The sequence below is a fragment of the Serratia sp. CY55921 genome, from assembly GCF_052167655.1.
Classification (GTDB): Bacteria; Pseudomonadota; Gammaproteobacteria; order Enterobacterales; family Enterobacteriaceae; genus Serratia; species Serratia ureilytica.
In genome coordinates this window covers 1-2,741 of the sequence record NZ_JBJNMU010000016.1, presented here as the reverse complement: position 1 = coordinate 2,741, position 2,741 = coordinate 1, and the positions used below count along the sequence as shown (strand labels likewise).

2 protein-coding genes are annotated in these 2,741 nt (G+C 65.5%); both read right to left on the bottom strand.

Going from position 1 to position 2,741, the window contains the following annotated elements; genetic code table 11:
* Window positions 1–2,497 (bottom strand): autotransporter outer membrane beta-barrel domain-containing protein (locus ACJ8M3_RS24725; protein ID WP_442514785.1); only part of this gene is annotated, 2,497 nt, incomplete at its 3' end.
* Between the two features lie 118 nt (window positions 2,498–2,615).
* A partial coding sequence (locus ACJ8M3_RS24720; protein WP_442514745.1) for an autotransporter outer membrane beta-barrel domain-containing protein occupies window positions 2,616–2,741 on the bottom strand: 126 nt, incomplete at its 5' end.

Genomic DNA, 2,741 nt, shown 5'->3' with positions numbered 1-2,741 from the left:
CCGCCAGGTGGTAGTTGTCGCTGTCCGCCTTCGACCCGTAGCCGCCGTGCAGCGAGGTGCGGGTGTAGCCGGTCGCCACCCCCAGCCGCCAGTCGGCCGCCGCCGCCGAGTCCAGCCCCACCAGTACCCCGTAGGTCGAGGCCTGATAGCCGGTGGCGTTGGCGTCGCCCGACGCGTGGTCCCACGCCCCCAGCAGCTGCGCCCAGGCGCCGTCCTCGTCCGCCTTGATGGCCGACGAGCTCGCCAGCCCTTCCGCCTGACGCAGACGCCCGTTCAGCGCCTCACGCAGGTAGCGGCTGTCGTTCACCAGCGCCGACGCGATATCCGCATGGATTTGCCCCGACAGCTGACGGAACGCCTGCCGCGCCTCGCCCGCCGTGCCGCTGTTAAGAACGCTTTCGTACACCGGGTTGCCCGCCGCCAGCGCATCCGCCGCCGCCGCCACCGCCCGCTCGTTCGGCGTCTGCGCCACGCTGGCGAAGCTCGTGCCGTTGCGCCCGACGCTCAGCGTCACCCCGGCCGGCTGGTAGCTCAGCCCGGTGCCGAGGAACAGGTAGTTCGGCGCCACCGCGTCAAACTGCCCGCTCACCCCCTGCTGCGCGCTCAGGATGGTGTACTGCTGGCCCAGCAGGCTGCGCACCTCGCTTTGCGTCAGCAGGTTGGCGCTGTTCTCCAGCGTCACCGCCACCTCACCGCCGCCAATCGTCGCCGAGCCGCTGCTCTGGATCCGATCGCTCTGGCCGTTCGGCCCCACTTCCACCGCGTAGCGCGAACCCGGCTCGAAGCTGACGTTGCCCGCCACGTTCAAGGTGCCGATCGAGTTGCCCGGCGCCACGGTGCCGCCGCGGCGGGCGGTCAGCGAACCGACCGTGCCGCTGCCGCCGACGATGCCGCCACTCTGCACGCTGACGTCCGAGGTGACCGAGCCGTTGATCGCCAGCCGCCCCTGATTGACCAGCGTCGGGCCGGAATAGGTGTTGTTACCGGTCATGACCAGCGTGCCCATCCCTTCCTTGGTCAGGCCGCCGTGGCCGGAGATGTTATTGGAGTAAACGTCCAACTCACAGCTGATATCGTCACACTTCCTGGCATGCAACGTACCGGCATCCACCTCGGCGCCCAGTCCCGGAATATTGACGACAAACTGGGTCGGGCCGTAGGCCACGCCCGTCGGATCCGGGATGCGGAACTCTGCGGGAATATCCTCGACGGTATAGAACATGCCCGGGCCGTTGATGGCCTTGCCCAGGTTGATCATCCCCCAGCCGTAGAGCGCGTCGATGCCCGGCGCGCCCATGTCGGTGGCGGTGGTTTTCAGCACGTCGGCAATCTGCGCCGAGTTCATGTACGGGAAACGCTGCAGCAACACCGCCACTGCGCCGGTGACGTGCGGGGTCGCCATCGAGGTGCCGTTTTTATTGCCGTAGTCCGACACCAGATTGGCCGGATCGGAACCGTTGGCCACGGTGCTGTAGATTTTGCTGCCCGGCGACGAGACGCAGAAGCTGGCGGTATAGCCGCAGCGGGACGAGAAGCTGCTGATGGTGTAAGGCACGCTGTTGGCCGATGCCGCATCCTGCGCCACGCTGGCGACCGACAGCCAGTTCGGCGCGATGTCCGGTACGAAGTAGGCCAGCCCGCTGATCACATCCGGTTGGTTGTAATTGCCGTCGTTACCGGCGGCGAACAGCACCAGAATATTTTTGCGCGCCGCGTCGATGGCGCCCTGATAGCCTGCGCCGGCCAGGCTACCGAGCAGCGGCTTGACCTGATCGAATTGCTCCTGCGCATCCTTCAGCTCGAAGTGCAGCGCGTTAGGATCGCGGCCGCCGTCGGACAGGAAATCGGGAATGCTGACGCCCCAGCTGTTGTTAATCACCCGCACGCCGCTCTTGATCATCGCCTGCCAGCCGGCATTGGTGACGGCGCCGTCCAGGCCGAGGAATTCGCCGTACGCCGGGCCGTCGTTGTCATTATCGACGCTGATCACCTGCGAATCGAAGGCCACGCCGTGCATGCCGACGCCGTCGCGATTCGCCGCGCTGATCCCCGCGACGTGCACCCCGTGATTGCTCAGCATGCCCTGCGAACCGCTGTAGAAGTGGAAGGTGCCGTCGAAGTAAAAGCGATCGCCGGCGTTAATTCCCGGCCGGTGCGGATCGGTATAGGCGCGGTAGCCTTCGGTGACGACGTTGATCAGTTTGCCGTCGCCGGCGAATTCGGGATGGCGGTTAACCGGAGTGTCGAAAATGCCCACCTTTTGCCCTTTGCCGGTGTAGCCGGCGGCGTAGGCCTCATCGGCGTGGATCGCCCCCAACCCCCAGTTGGCGTTGAATTCAGCGCTGCGCCAGCTGGCCGGATCGCCGGGTTGGCCATTCACCTCGTGCGGCGCCGCCTGCGCATACCCTGCCAGCGCCATGCAGCAGACCAGCGCATTCAGCCGCCACGGCGAGCGACGAACGTTTCCTTTGCTATCAAAACCCATTGTTGTTGTCATTTCCTTACCTTTTGCTTGTTATTGGCCGACGCCCCAGGTGCGCCGGGTTCTCATTAGCAGGATGTGAAAAAGGAACCGCCCGCAGGCGGTTCCCGTACAAGGATTGAGTCGATGTTGCTTAGAAACGCCAGGTGAAGCCGGCGTTGACGCTGTTATCCTGATGGTGCTGCGACAGCAGCCCGCCATAGCCCAGCGACAGCGAGGCGTTTTCGTTCACCGCCACTTCCGCCCCCGCCTTCAGCAC